The 12,905-nt window shown below is 63.2% G+C and carries 13 protein-coding genes; 9 read left to right on the top strand and 4 right to left on the bottom strand.

Translation table 11 applies throughout. The features are described from left to right. Positions 1-41: 41 nt before the first annotated feature. Both D0T21_RS03730 and D0T21_RS03725 read right to left on the bottom strand, forming a co-directional pair. The gene (locus tag D0T21_RS03730) at positions 42-1,676 is read right to left on the bottom strand and encodes an OFA family MFS transporter (protein WP_116988475.1); all 1,635 of its coding nucleotides are present in this window, start codon (positions 1,674-1,676) and stop codon (positions 42-44) included. A 90-nt stretch (positions 1,677-1,766) separates the two neighbouring features. Continuing rightward, positions 1,767-2,636: a hypothetical protein gene (locus D0T21_RS03725; RefSeq protein WP_229211320.1), complete on the bottom strand. Its 870-nt coding sequence runs from the start codon at positions 2,634-2,636 to the stop codon at positions 1,767-1,769. A gap of 141 nt (positions 2,637-2,777) precedes the next feature. On the opposite strand from D0T21_RS03725, the gene D0T21_RS03720 reads away from it, so the two are divergent. The 9 genes from D0T21_RS03720 to D0T21_RS03680 all read left to right on the top strand — a co-directional run bounded on the left by D0T21_RS03720 (position 2,778) and on the right by D0T21_RS03680 (position 11,483). Further along, complete coding sequence (locus tag D0T21_RS03720; protein WP_116988474.1) at positions 2,778-3,104, top strand: flagellar basal body rod C-terminal domain-containing protein; 327 nt, start codon at positions 2,778-2,780, stop codon at positions 3,102-3,104. Between the two features lie 49 nt (positions 3,105-3,153). After that, positions 3,154-4,308: an acyl-CoA dehydrogenase family protein gene (locus D0T21_RS03715; protein ID WP_116988473.1), complete on the top strand. Its 1,155-nt coding sequence runs from the start codon at positions 3,154-3,156 to the stop codon at positions 4,306-4,308. Beyond that, complete coding sequence (locus D0T21_RS03710) at positions 4,308-5,879, top strand: class I adenylate-forming enzyme family protein (RefSeq protein WP_116988472.1); 1,572 nt, start codon at positions 4,308-4,310, stop codon at positions 5,877-5,879. The genes D0T21_RS03715 and D0T21_RS03710 overlap by 1 nt, the downstream gene beginning before the upstream one ends. Before the next feature lie 17 nt (positions 5,880-5,896). Beyond that, positions 5,897-7,051: an ABC transporter substrate-binding protein gene (locus D0T21_RS03705; protein WP_116988471.1), complete on the top strand. Its 1,155-nt coding sequence runs from the start codon at positions 5,897-5,899 to the stop codon at positions 7,049-7,051. 6 nt (positions 7,052-7,057) lie between these two features. Then, positions 7,058-7,930 carry a branched-chain amino acid ABC transporter permease gene (locus tag D0T21_RS03700; RefSeq protein WP_116988470.1) on the top strand — a complete coding sequence of 291 codons (873 nt, stop codon included), beginning with the start codon at positions 7,058-7,060 and terminating at the stop codon, positions 7,928-7,930. Continuing rightward, positions 7,927-8,889, top strand: coding sequence for a branched-chain amino acid ABC transporter permease (locus D0T21_RS03695; protein WP_116988469.1), 963 nt, complete (start codon positions 7,927-7,929; stop codon positions 8,887-8,889). The genes D0T21_RS03700 and D0T21_RS03695 overlap by 4 nt, the downstream gene beginning before the upstream one ends. Further along, entirely contained in the window at positions 8,882-9,595 is a 714-nt protein-coding gene (locus tag D0T21_RS03690) for an ABC transporter ATP-binding protein (protein WP_116988468.1), read from the top strand. Before D0T21_RS03695 ends, D0T21_RS03690 begins: the two co-directional genes overlap by 8 nt. Then, positions 9,588-10,289 (top strand): ABC transporter ATP-binding protein, encoded by a 702-nt coding sequence (locus D0T21_RS03685; RefSeq protein ID WP_116988467.1) that lies wholly within the window; start codon positions 9,588-9,590, stop codon positions 10,287-10,289. The genes D0T21_RS03690 and D0T21_RS03685 overlap by 8 nt, the downstream gene beginning before the upstream one ends. 66 nt (positions 10,290-10,355) lie before the next feature. Further along, complete coding sequence (locus D0T21_RS03680; RefSeq protein ID WP_229211319.1) at positions 10,356-11,483, top strand: sensor histidine kinase KdpD; 1,128 nt, start codon at positions 10,356-10,358, stop codon at positions 11,481-11,483. Between the two features lie 136 nt (positions 11,484-11,619). Here the strand turns inward: D0T21_RS03680 and D0T21_RS03675 are convergent, their stop codons facing one another. After that, positions 11,620-12,168 (bottom strand): TIGR01244 family sulfur transferase, encoded by a 549-nt coding sequence (locus tag D0T21_RS03675; protein ID WP_116988466.1) that lies wholly within the window; start codon positions 12,166-12,168, stop codon positions 11,620-11,622. 50 nt (positions 12,169-12,218) lie between these two features. Next, entirely contained in the window at positions 12,219-12,893 is a 675-nt protein-coding gene (locus tag D0T21_RS03670; RefSeq protein ID WP_116988465.1) for a hypothetical protein, read from the bottom strand. Between the last annotated feature and the right edge of the window lie 12 nt (positions 12,894-12,905).

The following is a 12,905-nucleotide window of genomic DNA, read 5'->3' as shown; positions in this document are numbered from 1 at the left end:
TGCCGGACCGGCCCCGCTTGCGGGTGCCTTATTCTACTGTGTTATTTAAATAACACGGCGGCTTTTTGCACCGTCAGCCACACGCCGATCGCCAGCGGAATGCCGACCGCCAGCCAGCCGAAGGCCACCGCCGCCGGGCTGGTCACGCCGTTCGACGCGACCGCCGTGCCGCTCGATGCGGCGACGTCGCGCTCGTGCGCCAGCTTCTTCTCGGCGGCCAGTTCGGCTTCGCTCATGAAGTGCTTGTCGGCCACCGGGCGCACCATCAGGTTGCACAGCAGGCCAATCACCAGCAGGCCCGCCAGCACGTACATGGTGATGTCGTAAGCCTGCGCCTTCGGCACGCCGTGCGCGATCTGGTACTCGCGGATGTAGGTCACCAGCAGAGGACCGAACACGCCGGCCATCGACCATGCGGTCAGCAAGCGGCCATGGATCGCGCCTACCATCTGGGTGCCAAACAAATCGGCCAGGTAGGCCGGCACGGTGGCGAAACCGCCGCCGTACATCGACAGGATGATGCAGAAGAAGCCGACGAACAGCGCCAGCTGCGCGCCGTACGCCATCGACGGGATCAGGCCATACAGCGCGATGCCCAGCACGAAGAAGATGCCGTAGGTGGCTTTGCGGCCCAGGAAGTCCGAGCACGAGGCCCAGACGAAACGGCCGCCGATGTTAAACAACGACAGCAAGCCGGTGAAGCCGGCAGCGATCGCGGCGATCTGGCCCTTCTGCGCCAGCGTCAGGTCGTTGAACGCGACGTTCACGCCCAGCAGCTGGCCGGCGAAGATCTCCTGCAGCAGCGGCGAGGCCATGCCGAGGATGCCGATACCGGCCGTCACGTTCAGGCACAGCACCAGCCACACCAGCCAGAATTGCGGTATGCCCCACACCTTGCTGGCGTGGACATGGCGGCTGGTGATCATGGTGTTGGCGGCGGCGTTGACGGGCGGCGTCCAGCCGGCCGGTTTCCAGCCGGTCGGCGGCACGCGGTACGACAGCGCGCCGGCCATCATGAAGACGAAGTAGATCGCCGCCATCACCAGGAAGGTCTGCCACACGCCGACCGAATCGGGCGTGGCGAAGAACTTCATCAGCTTGTCGGCCAGCGGCGCACCGATCATCGCGCCACCGCCGAAGCCCATGATGGCCATGCCGGTCGCCATGCCGCGGCGATCCGGGAACCATTTGATCAGCGTCGACACCGGCGAGATGTAGCCCAGGCCCAGGCCGATGCCGCCGATCACGCCGGAGCCCAGCCACATCAACCAGATCTGGTGCTGGTACACGCCCAGCGCCGAGATCACCAACCCGCCGCACCAGCACAGCGCCGACACCACGCCGGCCTTGCGCGGACCGGCGTGTTCCAGCCAGCCGCCGAACAGCCAGGCGGCCAGGCCGAGGAAGACGAAGAACATGGTGTACATCCAGCCCAGCATCGATATCTGCCAGTCGCAGGTGGACGACAGGATCTTGGCCATCAAGTCCATGTCGGCCGGACAGGCCAGCGCTTCCTTGATGCCGAGCGCGCGCGACAGCGGCAACCAGAACACGGAAAAACCGTAGGCCATGCCGATGCACAGGTGGATCGCCAGCGCCGCAGGCGGCACCAGCCAACGATTGAAACCGGACCCCGCTACCGTCCGTTCCTTTTCCAAAAAATCAAAAATTGCCATATGAAAGCCCCTTTTATTTCATGTAACTTGAGTACATGTTTCCCCAATACAACTAAGGGCGGGAGCGTAGCATAAAGCTAGTGACTTGTCTTATGGATAGCGTTTCAATTCGTCTAATGTGAACCACAGTTCCTTGCGGGCCAGCGGGGTTTGCGACGTCAGCAGCGGATTGGGAAGCTCGATCACCAGACGATGCTCGAATCCGGCCTGGCGCAGCAGCCGACCGTAGTACAGGTAGAACAGCCGTTCGAAGCTGCCGTCTGCCAGCGCCGCCTCCAGTCCGGTGCGTACCGCCTCGGCCAGTGCCAGGTTGTTGCGGTTGACGAAAAAATAATCGGCGGTGGGATAGTGCAGCACGATATGGGTATCGATCGCCAGCTCGGGGTAGCGCTGCGCCTCGGCCCAGATCTCGTTGGCGGAGCGCGGCGCCCAGTCGATGCGGTTCGCCTTCAGCATGCCGAACAAGCCGCTGTAGATGGCGATCGGATACACGCTAAGACCGCTATGCCGCAGGATCTGCAAATCCGGCCAGTCGTGGCCCTGGGCGGTGCTGAAACGCTTCAGGTCGTCCACGGTGCGCACGTCGCGCAGTAATTCCTTGTGGTCGGCGCGCAGCAAGCCGATGCGCCAGCCGATCAGGCCACGCGTCATCGGTATCCGTATCGGCAGCAACAATCGCTCGCGCTCGGCCGAGGTCATGGTGCCGACGATGTCGATCCGGCCCGAGCCCGACCGCAGCTCCACCAGCGCGCGGTTCTGCTGCATATTGAGCGGCGACAGCTCGACCCGGTACTGGCCGCCGGACTTGGCCAGCGCCAGCCGCAGTAGCGCCAGTCCATACTCGCCGCGCTCGTCGTCGATGCCCTCGGCGCGCGGGTAGCGCACCAGGATAGGCTCGGCCGCCGCAGCCGCCGCAAGCAGTATCAGGCAGGCCAACAGCATTCGGCATAGCGCAGGCATGGCATCTGTTCCACCAGGATATCTCGACGATCATACTCACCCAGTTGCCCGGCAAGGTCAAGTCTGCTGAATTTTTAATCAAATGCGTGCATTTCCCCGCACACAGGTGTACACTTTCGACACTTGCCGAAGGGAAATATCATGGCCATCGCCGCACTCAGCTCAGGAATCACCGGTCTCAACGCCTCCGAACGGGCGTTGGGCAACAGCGCGCACGCGATCGCCAACATCGGCACCCAGGGCTTCCAGCCGACGCAGGCCGTGTTCAAGGAAAACGCGCCGGCCGGCAGCGGCGTGTCGATCTCCTTCCAGGCGCAGCAGCTGCAAGCGGCCGACGCGCCCAGCGCCACCAACCTCGCCACCGAAACCACCAACTCGCTGGTCTACAAGGCGCAATTCGATCTGTCGGCCAAGGTGATCCAGGCCGCCGACCAGAATATCGGCACGCTAATCAATACCAAAGCTTGACAGGGTCTGGCCGAATCGGCACATTGAAGTCTGCCGAAGAGGGAGACCCATGATAAGAGACCAGGAAACGCTGAACATTCTGCTGGATAGCATCCGCCGCTTTGTGCGCGAACAACTGGTGCCGCACGAGCAGCAAGTGGCCGACACCGACGAAATCCCTCCCGCGCTGGTGGCGCAGATGCGCGAACTGGGCTTGTTCGGCCTGTCCATCCCCGAACAATACGGCGGCCTGGGTCTGACGATGGAAGAGGAAGTGCTGGCCGCGTTTGAAATCGCCCGCACCTCGCCCGCCTTCCGCTCGCTGTTCGGCACCAACAACGGCATCGGTTCGCAGGGCATTCTGATCGACGGCACCGAAGAACAAAAGAACACCTGGCTGCCGCGCATGGCCTCCGGCGAAGTGGTCGGCTCCTTCGCGCTGACCGAGCCGGGATATGGTTCAGACGCCGGCTCGCTCGCCACCTCTGCAGTGCGCGACGGCGACCACTACATCATCAACGGCACCAAGCGCTACATCTCCAACGCGCCGGAGGCCGGCGTGTTCACCGTAATGGCGCGCACCGACAGCACCCGCAAGGGGCCGAGCGGCGTATCGGCCTTCATCGTCGAACGCGACACGCCCGGCATCTCGCTCGGCAAGAACGACAAGAAGATGGGACAGCAAGGCGCCCACACCTGCGACGTGATCTTCGAGAACTGCCGCGTGCCCGCCACCAGCATCATCGGCGGCAAGGAGGGCCAGGGCTTCAAGACCGCGATGAAGGTGCTGGACAAAGGCCGCCTGCACATCTCGGCGATCTGCGTCGGCGTGGCCGAGCGTATGCTGGACGACGCGCTGCGCTATGCGATGGAGCGCCAGCAGTTCGGCCAACCCATCGCCGAGTTCCAGCTGATCCAGGCCATGCTGGCCGACAGCAAGGCCGAGATCTACGCCGCCCGCTGCATGGTGCTGGACGCCGCGCGCCGCCGCGACAACCGCGAGGACATCACCACCGAAGCCTCGTGCTGCAAGCTGTTCGCCTCCGAAATGTGCGGCCGCGTGGCCGACCGCGCGGTGCAGATCCACGGCGGCGCCGGCTACATGTCGGAGTACGCGGCGGAGCGCTTCTACCGGGATGTACGCCTGTTCCGCATCTACGAGGGCACGTCGCAGATCCAGCAACTGGTCATCGCCCGCAACATGATCAAGGCGGCCGAGGCCTGATGGAGGCCCTCGACACCGCCCGCATACTGGCGACACTGCCCGAACGCCTCAGCGGCATCCCGCGCCGCTGGGCCGAGCGCGCGCCGCAGGCGTCGGCGCTGCACGACGGCGCGCGCCACTGGACCTACGCCGAACTGGCGGCGGCCGTCGATGAAACCGCCGCCCTGCTGCGCGCGCTGCAAGTGCGGCCCGGCGACCGCCTGATGGTGGTCGGCGAAAACTGCGCGGCACAGGTGGCGCTGATCTTCGCCGCCGCCGAGGTGGATGCGTGGATCGTCAACGTCAACGGCAGGCTCTCCGCGCGCGAGGTGGACCAGATCCTCAGCCACTGCGGCGCGCGGCGCGTGATCTACCTGGCCACGCCGGGCGATGGCTCAGCCTCCGCGCCGCTCCCCTCTTCGCCCGAATCCGCCGCGCATGGCCAGCGTCATGCGGCCGTGCCAACGCCCTCGCCATTCGGCGCCTGGATGATCGGCGCGCTCAATCCCGACTGCACGCTGGAGCCGGTGCACGCCGACTCGGCGCGGCAGGTGGCGGCGCTGATCTATACCACCGGCACCACCGGCCAGCCCAAGGGCGTGATGCTCACGCACCGCAACCTGCTGTTCATCGCCGCCGTCTCCAGCACCCTGCGCGGCCTTACGCCCACCGACCGCGCCTACGGCGTGCTGCCCATCACCCACGTCTATGGCCTGGCCTCGGTCATGCTAGGCACCCTGTGCGCGGGCGCCTGCCTGTACTTGTGCCCGCGCTTCACGCCGGACGCCGTGCTGAAGGCGATCCGCGACGACGGTCTGACCATCCTGCAGGGCGTGCCCGCCATGTATGCGCGCCTGCTGGAGACCTTGGGCGGTGGCGAACAAATCAAGTCGCAGCTGCGCTTCATCTACGCCGGCGGTTCGCCGCTGGCGCCCAGCCTGAAGGCGCAGGTGCAGCAGCTGTTTGGCCTGCCGCTGCACAACGGCTACGGCCTGACCGAGACCTCGCCCACCGTCAGCCAGACGCGCCTCGACCGGCCGCGCAACGACGCCTCGGTTGGTCAGGTCATCCCCGGCGTCGAAGTGCGCCTGGTGGACGCGGGCGGAGATGACGTGGCGCCCGGCGTGGATGGCGAACTGTGGGTGCGCGGTCCCAATATCATGGCCGGCTACTATCGCGAGCCGGAACTGACAGCGGCGGCCATGCGCGACGGCGGCTGGCTAAATACCGGCGACGTCGCGCGGCAGGATGCGGACGGCGCACTGTTCATCGTCGGCCGCACCAAGGAGCTGATCATCCGCTCCGGCTTCAACGTCTATCCGCTGGAAGTGGAGACGGTGCTCAACGCCCACCCGGCGGTGACGCAATCGGCCGTGGTCGGCCGCAACGCCGCCGACGGCAATGAGGAAGTCGTCGCCTTCGTCGAAATCGATCCACGCCATCGCATCACGCCCGAAGAACTGCAGCAGTACCTGGCGGGCCTGCTGTCGCCGTACAAATGCCCGTCAGAGATCATCGCAATGCAAGCCCTGCCCGCAGCGGCAACCGGAAAGATATTGAAAGGACAGCTGCGGCAACTGGCACAAAAATAACCACAAAGGGAGACAGCATGAAAAACACTACAATCGCGGCACTGATCGCGATGGCACTGGCAGGCGGCGCGCGCGCCGAGGAGTTCGTGGTCGGCGCGGAGCTGCCGTTGACCGGCACATTGGCCCGCGTCGGCTCGGGCATGCAGGAAGGCGTGATGGTGGCCGCCGAAGTCTTCAACAAGACCAACGGCAAACACAAAATCAAGATCATCACCATCGACGACGAATCGGCGCCCGCCAAGGCCGTGGCGGCGGTGGAAAAGCTGGCCAGCCAGGGCGCGGTGGCGATCACCGGCGGTTACGGCTCCAACAACATCTCGCCCGCATCGGACGCTGCCAACAAACTGGGGCTGGTCTACATGACCTCGGGCGGCGTGGACGATAGCCTGGTCAATAGCGGCCGCAAGAACTTCTTCCGCATCAATAACACCGCCGGCTACGAAAAAGCCGTGCAGGGACTGCTGGCCGACATGGGCGCGAAATCCGTGTCCATCGTGTTCTCGACCAAGGAGGCCACGTCCGACCTGACCGCCTCGGTACAGAAGGCGCTGACGGCCAAAGGCGTCAAGGTCACCACGCATTCCTTCGATCCGGCCATCACCGACTTTAAACCCATCATCAACAAGATCAAGCTCCAGGACAAATCGGAGGCGATACTGATGGTCGGCTACGAGAACGACTACGTCGGCATTCTGCGCGCCGCGCGCGTGCTCAAGCCGCCGGTCAAGGCTATGATAGGTGTGTGGTCGCTGGCCACGCCCAAGATGGCCGCCGAGTTCCCAGACCTGATGCCCAATGTGTACGGCACCGCGCTGCTGCCCTTCCCCGCCGTTTTCGACACGGCGGACGGCAAAGCCTTCGCCGACGCCTACAAGGCGCTGTACAAGAAGGAGCCGGATTACCTGGGTCAGTTCGGCTACGTGCAGGCATCGCTGCTGTTCGAAGCCATCGCCCGCGCCGCCGACAAAGGCACGGTGAAGAAAGGCGGCGTGGCCGAAGAGCTGCGCAAGACCGACCGCGAAACGCTGATCGGCCGCGTGCAATTCGGCGCCAACGGCGACAACCCCAACTTCGTGCACCGCATGGGCCAGCACCAGGGCAAGAACATCGTCATCGTCTGGCCCAAGGAGACGGCGACCGGCAAGATGGTGTATCCAGGCCTGCCCTGGTAAGCCGCCGTGACGGAACTGATACTCCAGGCGCTGTATTCCGGCCTGCTGCAAGGCGGCTCCTACGCATTGATCGCGCTGGGACTGGCGCTGGTGTTCGGCACCATGCGGGTGATTAACCTGGCCCACGGTGAGCTGGTGCTGCTGGCGGCCTACATCGCCTATTCGGTGGAGTCGGGGCTGGGGCTGAATCCGGCGTGGGCGATGCCGATCGCGGTCGTGGTAGTAGGCGCGACGTCGGCCGGCGTGTACTGGATCGTCAGCCGCATCAAGAAGGACCGCGAGATCAACTCGCTGATACTCACCTTCGGCATCGGCGTGATCCTGACCAATCTGATCCTGCTGATCTGGAAGGCCGACGTGCGCTCGACCAGTTCCAGCTGGTTGCAGGAGGCCTTTGTGGTCGGGCCGTTGTACAGCATGCGCAGCGAGTTGATCTTCTTCGTGGTCAGCCTGGTGCTGATGGGCGGCTTGTGGTGGTGGCTGTCGCGCAGCTGGTATGGGCGCGCGCTGCGGGCCGTCTCCAGCAACCGCGACGCCGCCAAATTGATGGGCATCGCGCCCGGACGTACGGAGCTGGTGTCGTTCATCGTGGCCGGCATGCTGGCCGGGTTTGCCGGCGTGGCCTTGTACAGCTACGGCGTGATCCAACCGGCGTATGGCGGCGCGTTGACGGTCAAGGCCTTCATCATCACTGTGCTGGCGGGGATAGGTTCGATTCCCGGCGTGCTGCTGGGCGCAGTGCTGCTGGGCGTGGCGGAAGCGCTGACCGTCACGCTGGCCAGTTCCGCCTTGCAGGAGCTGGCCGGCATGACGCTGTTCCTGCTGGTGCTGCTGGTGATGCCGAATGGCCTGATGGGCGCGGCCCGGAGGCGCGGATGACGCGCCTCGCCGCCGGCGCAACTGCTGGCCGTCTGTGGTCGGCCATCGCCATGATCGCCGCCTATGTCGCCGTGCCCATGCTGCTCGGTTCCGACAACTACGTCATGAGCCTGATCGTCGCCGCCATGGTGATCGGCTGCGTCGCCCTGTCGTGGGCGCTGCTGGGGAACATGGGCGGCATGGTCAGCTTCGGCCATAGCGCCTTCTTCGGCGTGGGCGCATACGTATCGGCCATCGTCACCGTCAAGCTGGGCGTGCCGGTACTGGCGGGGATCGCACTGGGCGGCGTCGGCGCGCTGCTGGCCTCCGTGGCGATGCTGCCGGTGCTGCGCCTGCGCGGCCCCTACTTCGCGCTGGCCATCCTGGCATACGCCCATATCTTTCGCATCCTCGCCACCGAATGGAGCTCACTGACCGGCGGCTCCGGCGGCATCGCCAACATCCCGGTGCTGCCAACCATCTTCGGCTACGACTTGAGCGGCAAAACCGGCGCCTACCTGGTGATACTGACCATCGTGCTGCTGTTCGCGCTGGCCTACCGCGCCATCCGCGCCAGCTACTACGGCATCGCCCTGCGCGCCATGCACGACAGCGAGGACGCCACCCGCGTGGTCGGCGTCAACAGCACACTGCTCAAAGGGCTGATGCTGATGGTGTCCGCCTTTATGGCCGGCGTGGCCGGCGCGTTCAACGCCCACTACATCAACTTCCTCGAACCGGACTACGCCTTCAACAGCGTGTGGGTGACGGTGCCCATCGTCGCTGCCATCTTCGGCGGCTACCGCACCATCACTGGGCCGGTGGTCGGCGCGCTGGTGGTGTACCTGCTGGACCAACTGGTGTTCAAGTCGCTGATCCCCACCGGGCATCAGCTGGTGTTGGGCGGACTGCTGGTGGCGATGATCATCTTCAGCCCCACCGGCCTGCTTGCCCTGCTGCGAAGGAAAAACCATGCTTGAGTTGAGCAATCTCTCGGTCCGTTTCGGCGGCCTGACGGCGGTCAACGCGGTCAACCTGACAGTCGGCACGCACGACGTGGTCGGCCTGGTCGGCCCCAACGGCGCCGGCAAAACCACGCTGTTCAACGCAATCTCCGGCCTGGTGCGACCGACCGGCGGCACCATCCGCTTCGACCGCCACGACGTGATGCGCACGCCCATCTACCGGCGCGCGCGGCTGGGCATAGGCCGCACCTTCCAGATACCGCAGCCCATGCACGAACTGACGGTGCGCGAGAACCTGATCGTGGCGCAGCGCTTCGGCACCGGCAAGGTCGACGAGGACAAGATCGCCGAGATTCTGGAGTTCACCAGCCTGGCCGACAAGGCGCACCGCGACGCCGCCACCGAACTGGCGCTGACCGAACTCAAAGCGCTGGAAGTGGCGAAAGCGCTGGCCACCACGCCCAAGCTGCTGTTGCTGGACGAGGTGCTGGCAGGCTTGGAAACCAGCGGCAAGCGGCGCTTCATGGGCATGCTGAAGGAGATGCACGCGCGCTTCGGCGTCGGTATCATCATCATCGAGCACGATATCGAGACCATCAACTCGCTGTGCCAGCGGGTGGTGGTGCTCAACTTCGGCCAGCTGATCGCGGACGGCACGCCGGAAGCGGTGTTCAACGATCCTGAAGTCATCCGCAGCTACACGGGAGCGGCGCATGCTTGAAGTGGACCAGATCCGTGCCGGCTATGGCGCGATCAACGTGCTGTGGGATGTATCGCTGAAGGCGGAAGCGGGCAAGCTCACCACCATCATCGGCCCGAACGGCGCCGGCAAGACCACGCTGCTGCGCGCGATCATGGGACTGGCGCCGCTGAGCGCCGGCGAAATCCGCCTGGACGGCAATCGCCTGAACGGCACGCCGACCTGGGAGATGGCGGACCACGGCATCGCCATGATTCCCGAAGGCCGCATGGTCTTCCGCGACATGGGTGTGGAAGAAAACCTGATCATGGGCGCCTTCCACAAATCGCACCGCGCGCATGTGAAGCAGCGGCTGGAAGAAGCCTACGAAATGTTCCCCCGCCTGCGCGAACGCCGCGCGCAACTGGCCGGATCGCTGTCCGGCGGCGAAGCGCAAATGCTGGCGATGGCGCGCGGGCTGATGTCCGATCCACGCCTGTTGATTATCGACGAGCCCTCACTGGGCCTGGCGCCGCTGGTCGTCAATGAATTGTTCGAGATACTGGAGCGCCTCAAGGCCGGCGGCCGCACCATCATCCTGGTTGAACAGAACACCGAACGCGCGGTGGGAGTCGCCGATCATGTCTACCTGATGCAAAGCGGGCGCGTTGCCCTGTCCCAATCTGCATCCGAGGTCGAACTCCAGCACCTCCATGACCTATACTTTGCACGTTGACCGCGTTGATTTTTTCAGCGCAGCGACATTGCTGGGTCAATTTTCTCTTTGAAGGAATGCCGCAGTATGAATCTCTCCACCTTTATACGCTCCGAAATGACGGAGATTCTCGCAGAATGGACGGCTTTCGCGAAAAAAGCCGCCCCTGCTGACGGGGAGATGTCGGACTTGGCCTTAATTGACCATGCTGAAGCCATCCTTTGCGCCATCGCTATCGATATCGAGACGCGCCAGAGCCAGCGACAGCAGTATGAAAAGTCTCAGGGCGATGAGGTCGATACCGGCGAAAAGGAAAGCGCAGCGGCCATTCACGGACGACTTCGCCAAGCCAGCAATTTTTCACTGCTCCAGCTCAGTGCGGAATTCCGTGCCCTCAGGGCGACCGTGTTGCGTCTCTGGTTGCCTCGCGTTCAGCAGATGTCGGAAACGACGATATATGAGATGGTCCGTTTTAACGAGGCGATCGACCAGGCGCTGGCGGAATCGATTGTGACCTTCTCGGCCAGAGCGGATCGAATGAGGGATCTGTTCCTGGCGGTATTAGGACACGATCTGCGCGCCCCGCTCGCCACCATTTCCCTGGTTGGAGACCTGCTTACCCGGGCGCCCGTGCCACAAGAACAAGTCGCCACGCTCGGCCTGAAGACAAAGCGTAGCGCAATGCTGATGGGCGCGATGGTCACTGATCTGTTGGGATTTACGCGTTTCCAGATGGGGGCGGGAATGCCGATTGCGCGTGCGACAGTAGACGTGCAGGAGGTATGTAAAGCGGCGGTCGCCGATGCGAGCGCAATGTACCCAAACAGCACTATCGTATTTCTGCCCAACGGCAACCTGACGGGATCGTTTGACAGCGTCCGCCTGCAGCAATTGGTGACCAACCTTTTGATCAATGCGGCTCAGTACAGCGCCAAAGGTCAGGACATTACCTTGCGGGCAGACGGGCTGGAAGACGCCATCGCTATCAAGGTAAGCAACTTTGGACCGGTAATCCCGGAAGAATCCCTTAAAACCATCTTCCAACCCTTAGTCCAACTGGAAGCGGATGTCGAAGACGACGCCAGGCCGACGACCAGCCTGGGGCTCGGTCTTTTCATCGCGCGAGAAACAGCCGCAGCCCACGATGGCACGATAGCGGTAACGTCCAGTATGGCTGAAGGAACGGCCTTTTCAGTTATCCTGCCCCGGGCCTAGCACACGAATTCGATTAACCCCGTGAACAACGCAATGATCAGGCCAATAATTCCTCCAATCCCCACCCCAGCGATGACGAGGACGCACTTTAAAAGGATATTGCCAATCGGCGACGCAGGAGCTTGTGCAGTTTCATTCATCGTTTTTCACCCGATATCGATGTACGCTCAGAAATCCGCCGAATGATGTCTTGCTCGAGGTCGTCCGCCGACTGACCGCCCTGCTTAACGGCAGCCATGATGGAATTGACGTCCATCCCACCTGCTCTTGACGCCTCGACCAGGCTCCAGGTTCTTACCGCTCGCTTCCCACTTCTGCAGTACATCAGAATGGGCTTCGGAGCGTTTCTCAACGCGTCTGCAAGCTGTGCAACGGACTGTTGCGGAATCTCGCCGTGCGGCACGGGCACGTAGTAAAACTTTATGTTATCCGCCTTGGCCGCGACCGACATTGCCGTCGATGTCGGCTGATCGACCGCCTCTCCGTCCGGGCGCAAATCGATTATCGTAGCAAAGCCACGCTCCTTGAACTGGCCTATGGCCTCCTGTTTAATCTGCTCCGTCACGGAGATGTCTTGCGTGAGCTTATTAACCGGTGCAAGCCGCGGATTTTTCAAATGAAAATAGCCTGCCAGGCACAACACAATTCCAATGCCTGCCAAGATAGAAAAAAGAAATGTTCTCATCGATCTATTCCTCTAATGTGCCAACGCCCCTCGCGGGAGTCAATGCCGGTTTACTTTGCGCGCTGAGACTCAACCTTCGTCGGTATTAGTTCGTTCGTCAGTTTGAGGAACAAGCTACCGTCCGGCAGTCGCGATTCCATGACGGTTTTCACGAAGCCTTTTGCCTGCGGGGAGAACCAGTATGTCGTGCTGATATGCTTGACGTAGCCACCGCGCGGCGCAGCAACGCCCGCATAGGCTACCGTTGTGATGACCTTTTTCGACTCTATCCTGATCGCCTTGTAGCTCCCAGCCGGCACCACCACGTCCTCGATGCCCACGACCTTGAATCCGGTCTTGACCTCCGCCAGCGAATCGGACTGGTTCGACTCCCAGGTTTTCCCCGGCTCCAATTGCGCACCGCAGCTGTCAGTCAGCCCAAGCGCATCGTCCTCCGCGAAGTCGCGTATGCATGAGTTTCCAGGGATGGCGCCGGCCGGCGTCCAGGTGGCGCCAGGGGTACTCGCCGAGCGGCCGTACACCAGGCGGCCGTCCTTGTTTGCGAACAGGATGCCAAAGCGCGGATTGTAGGTTTGCTCGTCCTGTCCAGGCAAAGCTACGGTCTGGCGATAAGTCCAGGTGTCGCCCTTGGCAAAGGGGATCAGCGGTTCGCTTTGGGCGAAGCAGGCATTACCCGATACAAGTCCGCAGAGTACCAACAGCAGGCGCGCACGATTCCGATGCATGGCTGGATCCAT

This window comes from Duganella sp. BJB476, from assembly GCF_003416895.1.
Classification (GTDB): domain Bacteria; phylum Pseudomonadota; class Gammaproteobacteria; order Burkholderiales; family Burkholderiaceae_D; genus Rugamonas.
Note: the sequence above shows the minus strand (reverse complement) of the source record. Positions and strands in the feature narration are given on the sequence as shown.